The sequence below is a fragment of the Empedobacter sp. UBA5036 genome (genome assembly GCF_002415215.1).
Classification (GTDB): Bacteria; Bacteroidota; Bacteroidia; order Flavobacteriales; family Weeksellaceae; genus Empedobacter; species Empedobacter falsenii_B.
Genome location: NZ_DICC01000003.1, coordinates 1 through 6,299 on the forward strand (window position 1 = coordinate 1; position 6,299 = coordinate 6,299).

A 6,299-nucleotide genomic window follows, 5' to 3' on the forward strand; every position below is an offset into this window, starting at 1 on the left:
GTTGTGAGACGGATTCTTTTTATTTCATTTTAAGCAATTTCGCAGGTGAAATTCTCGATTTCTAATAATTCATTCGTTTCTTCCAAAACCTCGTTTCGTTGTTCTTTAGATAAGTTTAATGAATCTAAAAATTTATTATTTTGTTGTAAATCTTTCACCAAAATACATTCTTTTGACAAAAGAACTTTTTCTTGCTCTGGCGTCAAAGTCGTTAAACATGTAATTGGATACAAAGCCGCATTATCAACCAAATATTTGATACTATTTGTTTCAGGATAATCCCAAGAAATCAATCCAATTCCATAATAATTTGCAAAATCTATACTATCCGTCGTTAAATACGCATTCGTCACCAAGAAACCTTTTGTTGGCTTCATATCTCGTCCAAAAAAATGATACGTATGGCTTTCTACATCTTTCATTCGCGATAAAAAATACATCGGCGTTGTCACCGAAATTTTGGCATCTTCGTCATTTCTGAATTTACATTCACAGAAAAGCAATTGATTTCCTTTAGAAGCCACCACATCAATTTCGTGCGTTACCGCATTTCCTTGCACAATTTCCGAATGCAACGATTGATATCCTGCTGCTTGCATTACTTTTCCAATCCACTTTTCGAAATAATATCCTTCTGGTCCCAAATCTCTCAAAGCTCGTTTTAGGCTATAACGCGCTGCATACGAATTTCTATAATTTTTGAGATGAGCAAAAGCAATGCGATACAATTCTCTTGTCGGAATTCCGTCATAAAGATCTTTCGAAACTAATTCGAAAACTTCTTCAACTTCCTCTTTTTTTGCACCAGATTTCGTTAACGAACGTTTTAAAGCTTTTGGATCATATGGGATTAACTCGCCCGAGTTTTTCTTTACTAACATATTTTAAGGTTGAATTTTATTCTTAACGAATTTAAATAATTCTGATTAAAATACCTTAAAAGTTTAAATTCTAAATAAAGGTTATCTTTGCAAAAGTTTTAAAATCAATACATGAAATTAGAAACATTTTTACAAGAAAGAAGTGGCAACCAATGTGAGTTGACAGGATTTACAGAGGATTTAGCTATTTATGAAGTGAATCCTGATGCAAGTAGTAATCCTGATCGAAATGTTTACATTACACAAAAATGTATCAACCAAATTGAAAAGAAAGAGGAATTAGATGCTTCTTTTTGGGAATCATTTTTACTTTCTTCTATGTGGAGCGAAGTTCCTGCCGTACAAGTGCTTTCTTGGCGAATGCTAAATCGCTTTAGAAACGAATCTTGGGCTGCTGATGCTTTAGACATGATGTATTTAGATGACGAAAATATGGAGTGGGCAAAAGCTTCTGGCGATCACGAAGGTGACGGAAGTGTGGATTTGCACAAAGATAGCAATGGAAATATTTTGGTGAATGGAGATACGGTGACATTGATTAAAGATTTGGATGTAAAAGGTTCTTCTATCAATGCAAAAATTGGAACTGCTGTTCGAAACATTCGTTTAGTTCATGATAATACCGAACAAATTGAAGGAAAAGTTGACGGACAATTAATCGTTATTTTAACGAAATTCGTGAAAAAACAAGCATAAAAAAATCCACTCAGTTGAGTGGATTTTTTGTTTTTATCTAAAATTTACTTTTCTATTTCTTTCAAGTTTTCCATTTTCTTTGTTGCAAGAAAACCTTTGATATCTTCGAAATGTTCTTTGACACGTTTATTTCCAAATTCGAAAACTTTCTCTGCCAATCCATCTAGGAAATCACGATCGTGAGAAACTAAAATTACTGTTCCTTCAAATTCTTTCAACGCATCTTTGATAATATCCTTTGTTTTCATATCCAAGTGATTTGTTGGCTCATCTAAAATCAAGACATTATAAGGTTCTAACAACAATTTTACCATTGCCAAACGTGTTTTTTCTCCTCCAGAAAGCACTTTTACTTTCTTATCGATATCATCACCTTTGAACATGAATGCACCCAAAATATTTTTAATTTGTGTTCTGATATCACCTTCTGCAATGCGATCTACAGTTTCGAAAATAGTTAAATCTTCATCTAATAAAGCAGCTTGATTTTGAGCAAAATATCCGATTTGTGCATTATGACCAATTTCTAATTTTCCTTCAAAATCAATTTCATTCATAATCGCTTTAATCATTGTTGATTTTCCTTCACCATTTTTCCCAACCAACGCCACTTTTTGTCCTCGTTCGATGACCATATTTGCATCCTTAAACACAATATGATCACCATACGATTTATCTAAATTTTCGACTACAACAGGATATTGCCCAGAACGTGCAGCCGCAGGGAATTTCAATTTCAAAGCTGAAGTATCAACCTCATCAACCTCGATAATATCTAACTTTTCTAACATACGAACGCGTGATTGTACTTGTTCTGTTTTAGAGAAAGTTCCGCGAAAACGTTCGATAAATAATTTATTTTCGGCTATGAATTTTTGTTGCTCATCATAAGCTTTTTGCTGATGAATTCTACGATCTTGACGCAACACTAAATAGTCAGAATATTTGGCTTTGTAATCATAAATTCGTCCCATTGTAACTTCAATAGTGCGATTTGTAATATTATCGACAAACGTGCGGTCGTGCGAAATCACCATAACAGCTTTGGCTTGATTTTTCAAGAAATCCTCTAACCATTGAATTGATTCGATATCCAAGTGGTTTGTAGGCTCATCTAATAAAATCAAATCAGGTTTACGCAAAAGAATTTTAGCCAATTCGATTCGCATACGCCAACCTCCCGAAAACTCAGAAGTTGATCGATCCAAATCTTCTTGCGCAAATCCCATTCCTTTCAAAACCTTTTCCACTTCGGCTTCGTAATTTACTTCTTCTATCGAATAAAATTTTTCACTGACTTCCGAAACGCGTTCGATTAGCTTCATATAATCATCACTTTCGTAATCAGTTCGTACAGTTAATTGCTCATTTAATTCATCAATTTCATTCTTCATTGATAAATATTCAGCAAAAGCTTTTGACGTTTCTTCGCGAACAGAACAATTATCTTCGGTTAACAAATGTTGCGGCAAATATGCAATTACCGCATCTTTTGGTGCTGAAATATTTCCCAAAGAAGGTTTATTGATTCCTGCAACAATCTTAAGTAAAGTAGATTTTCCTGCACCATTTTTACCCATTAAGGCAATTTTGTCATTTTCATTTATCACAAAACTAACTCCACTAAACAACGTTGAAGAACCGAATTGAACGGCAATATCATTAACTGTAATCATAAATTTTATCGAATAATTGCGGCAAAGATAATCTTTTTCAACCGAGATCAAATCAATAAAAAAGCTTGAGATTATCTCGAGCTTTTATATATTGTAAAGAATTTCTTAAACCGTTAAATCTTCGCCAATTTCTAATAAAATCAATTGAATATGACGCGAAAAGAAAATAGATTTCGCTTCTGCTTTATCAATTTTAATTGGTGGAAAAGTATCATAATGATAACCCAAAACCTTAGTTGCTTGCACATATTCTGCCGCAATAGAAGCACTTTTTGCCCCCATCGTAAAATTATCTCCGATTGGTAAAATTGCTAAATCAAGTTGTCCAATTGTATCCGGAATCAACTTCATTTCGTATGTCAAAGCTGTATCACCAGCGATGTAAACTCGCTTTCCTTCACTTTCGATAATGTAACCATTTGGATCTCCTCCATATGTTCCATCAGCAAATGAACTCGAATGAAATGCAATTGTAGATTGAATCGAACCAAAATCAAAACTAAATTTACCACCTGTATTCATTCCGTGTGCTTTTAAACCTCTTTCCGAATAATAAGAAGCAATTTCTGCATTCGAAATAATCAAAGCTCCTGTACGTTTTGCCAATTCTTCCACATCATACACATGATCTTGATGCGCATGCGTAATAACAATATAATCCGCTTTTAAACTTTCGAAATCGATATTCTTTGCTAATTCATTTGGTGTAATAAATGGATCAACAATAATGTGTTTACCGTTTGCTTCAATCGCAAGCGAGGCATGTCCTAAATATTGAATTTTCATTATATATTTTTTTGTGATTAACGAATTAAAGTATCAATAAAATCGAAACCGATTAAACTATATCCTAATAATACAGCGAAAAATAAAGCTAACATTGCTACTTGTTTCAAGAATGGATCGAAATCTTTAGGATCTTTTACTGCAAAAATTTGACGACGAATGGCGTTCGCAAAAAAGATTAAAATTAAAAATACAAAACCAGATAATTTACCTTGTTTAAGTGGTGACATCGTTACATATAATGCGCTTAATGCGAACGGAATCGTCATTAAAGCCATTTGGTAATATTTACTTTTTTGAAAACCTAATTTTGATGCAACAGTAATTTTATTGTTTTTGACATCATTTTTCACATCTCGCATATTGTTCAAATTTAGCACTGCTACACTCCAACATCCCATCGAAGCTGCAGGTAATAAAATTTGCCATTGAAAAACTTTAGAATATAAAAATTCTCCACCAGCAACAGCTAAAATCCCAAAGAATAAGAACACAAAAACATCACCTAAACCAATATATCCGTATGGTTTTTTTCCCATTGTATAAGCCATTGCTGCAAAAATAGACGCAACTCCCAGTCCAAGAAAAATGTAAATATATTTCATATCATTTGGATAAAAAGATACATACAACAATGCTGAAACGCAAGCTAAAGAAATTGCAACCATAATTCCAATAGCTATTTTCATTTGGTTTTGAGTTATCAATCCAGATGCTACAGCACGCTGCTCTCCTACTCTATTTGCGTCCGTTCCTTTTACCGCATCGCCATAATCATTCGCGAAATTTGATAAAATTTGGAAAGCCAAAGTTGTTAAAAGAGATAAGAAAAATATATCATTTCGAAAAATTCCTTCTGATTTTGCAATAAATCCAGCCAATAATAATCCACTCAAAGAAAGTGGTAATGTGCGAAGCCTTGCGGCTAATATCCATTTTTTCATACTGAACAAAGATAATGAAGATTTTACTTTTTTTATCATCTAAAATTGAAGTAATATTGCATAGAATTTATCTATTTCAACTACTAAAATGCCTCGTAAAAAGAAAACACAACAATCTATTTTTAGTACATTAAAAAAAATCAAACTTTCGACTTATGTGATTAGTTTACTGATTTTGTGCGTTGTTTATTTTACATATCGTTATCGTCATGGTATTCATTACTATTTTTCGGTTGTAGAAAAATCGTTGAAAGGCGAAAAATTGGTTGATGGTAAAGTCACAAAATTTGATATCCGAAATATTGAGGTGATGGATAAATATTATCTCAAAACTTTTGGTGTTGATGTTTCGCATTATCAAGGAAAAATTGATTGGACGAAAATGCATACGATTTACAATTTATATCCGATAAATTTTGCTTTTATCCGTTCTACAATGGGAACTTCGTCTATTGATGAGACTTTTGAGGATAATTGGGAAGGTGCAAAAGAAAATAATATTTTGCGTGGTGCTTATCATTTTTATCGTCCAGATGAAAACTCTACTTTACAAGCACAAAATTTTATTGCAAAAGTAAAATTAGAAAATGGTGATTTGCCTCCAGTTTTGGATATTGAAACCTTACCGAAAACACAATCCATGGATCGTTTAGTCGAAGGAATCAAGAATTGGTGCAAAATTGTTGAAGAGCATTACGATATCAAACCGATTATTTATACATCAGATAAATATTTTGAAGATTATTTACAAGATCATTTTGATGGTTATATTATTTGGATTGCCAATTACAATTTTTGGGTCCAAGAAATGAAAGGGCATTGGGATTTTTGGCAATTTACCGAAAAAGCAACCATAGATGGTGTAAAACGTTATAAAGTTGATGTGAATATCTACAACGGGACCATTGATGATTTAGAAGGTTTGACGCTTTAGAAAATTAATGAATCAATTTTACAGCTCCTTTTTCATCATAAATCAATGTATCTTTTCTTATCATTAAAATAGTATTTTCTTCAATTATAGGGTAAAAATAACAATACTCGCAATCTTCATCAGGTATCATTATACTGTCTGAGTATGATTTATTTTTATTAATTTCTACCTGTTGTGCATTTTGATTAATAAAGAATAAAGTTGTTCATTTGATTGAAAATCAGTAAATTGTTTTAACTACAAAACATTTACAATGAACAACTTACTTGCAAATTACGAAAGAATATTGGAAGTTCTACGAAAAATATCAACTGATACACTTTTAATTTATCAACGTAGTAGACCTAAACTTTTTGATTTAGAACTCATAAGTCTTGTCTTA

6 protein-coding genes and 1 pseudogene are annotated in these 6,299 nt (G+C 32.4%); 3 read left to right on the forward strand and 4 right to left on the reverse strand.

Annotated elements, in window-relative coordinates:
* Window positions 1-29 precede the first annotated feature (29 nt).
* Window positions 30-881: an ATP cone domain-containing protein gene (locus tag B4J88_RS00125; RefSeq protein WP_291065801.1), complete on the reverse strand. Its 852-nt coding sequence runs from the start codon at window positions 879-881 to the stop codon at window positions 30-32.
* A 111-nt stretch (window positions 882-992) separates the two neighbouring features.
* On the opposite strand from B4J88_RS00125, the gene B4J88_RS00130 reads away from it, so the two are divergent.
* Window positions 993-1,577: a PhnA domain-containing protein gene (locus B4J88_RS00130; RefSeq protein WP_291047092.1), complete on the forward strand. Its 585-nt coding sequence runs from the start codon at window positions 993-995 to the stop codon at window positions 1,575-1,577.
* 44 nt (window positions 1,578-1,621) lie between these two features.
* On the opposite strand, the gene B4J88_RS00135 is transcribed toward B4J88_RS00130, so the two are convergent.
* The 3 genes from B4J88_RS00135 to menA all read right to left on the reverse strand — a co-directional run bounded on the left by B4J88_RS00135 (window position 1,622) and on the right by menA (window position 4,983).
* On the reverse strand, window positions 1,622-3,253 hold the full coding sequence (locus tag B4J88_RS00135; protein ID WP_291047093.1) for an ABC-F family ATP-binding cassette domain-containing protein: 1,632 nt from the start codon (window positions 3,251-3,253) through the stop codon (window positions 1,622-1,624).
* Window positions 3,254-3,358: 105 nt separating this feature from the next.
* A complete protein-coding gene (locus tag B4J88_RS00140) occupies window positions 3,359-4,039 on the reverse strand; it encodes a metal-dependent hydrolase (RefSeq protein WP_038332212.1) in 681 nt (226 codons plus the stop codon).
* A gap of 17 nt (window positions 4,040-4,056) precedes the next feature.
* Window positions 4,057-4,983, reverse strand: coding sequence for a 1,4-dihydroxy-2-naphthoate octaprenyltransferase (gene menA / locus B4J88_RS00145; RefSeq protein WP_114999711.1), 927 nt, complete (start codon window positions 4,981-4,983; stop codon window positions 4,057-4,059).
* Window positions 4,984-5,071: 88 nt separating this feature from the next.
* Here menA and B4J88_RS00150 point away from each other — a divergent pair, with 88 nt between their 5' ends.
* Together B4J88_RS00150 and B4J88_RS15245 are read left to right on the forward strand one after the other, a co-directional pair.
* Window positions 5,072-5,917 (forward strand): glycoside hydrolase family 25 protein, encoded by an 846-nt coding sequence (locus tag B4J88_RS00150; RefSeq protein ID WP_114999709.1) that lies wholly within the window; start codon window positions 5,072-5,074, stop codon window positions 5,915-5,917.
* 253 nt (window positions 5,918-6,170) lie between these two features.
* A pseudogene (locus B4J88_RS15245) lies at window positions 6,171-6,299 on the forward strand (IS982 family transposase); the annotation flags it as partial.

Bases quoted from the DNA above. Each gene is read 5' to 3' on its own strand.
- B4J88_RS00125 (WP_291065801.1), bottom strand. From the start codon at position 881: ATGTTAGTAAAGAAAAACTCGGGCGAGTTAATCCCATATGATCCAAAA.
- B4J88_RS00130 (WP_291047092.1), top strand. From the start codon at position 993: ATGAAATTAGAAACATTTTTACAAGAAAGAAGTGGCAACCAATGTGAG.
- B4J88_RS00135 (WP_291047093.1), bottom strand. From the start codon at position 3,253: ATGATTACAGTTAATGATATTGCCGTTCAATTCGGTTCTTCAACGTTG.
- B4J88_RS00140 (WP_038332212.1), bottom strand. From the start codon at position 4,039: ATGAAAATTCAATATTTAGGACATGCCTCGCTTGCGATTGAAGCAAAC.
- menA (WP_114999711.1), bottom strand. From the start codon at position 4,983: ATGAAAAAATGGATATTAGCCGCAAGGCTTCGCACATTACCACTTTCT.
- B4J88_RS00150 (WP_114999709.1), top strand. From the start codon at position 5,072: ATGCCTCGTAAAAAGAAAACACAACAATCTATTTTTAGTACATTAAAA.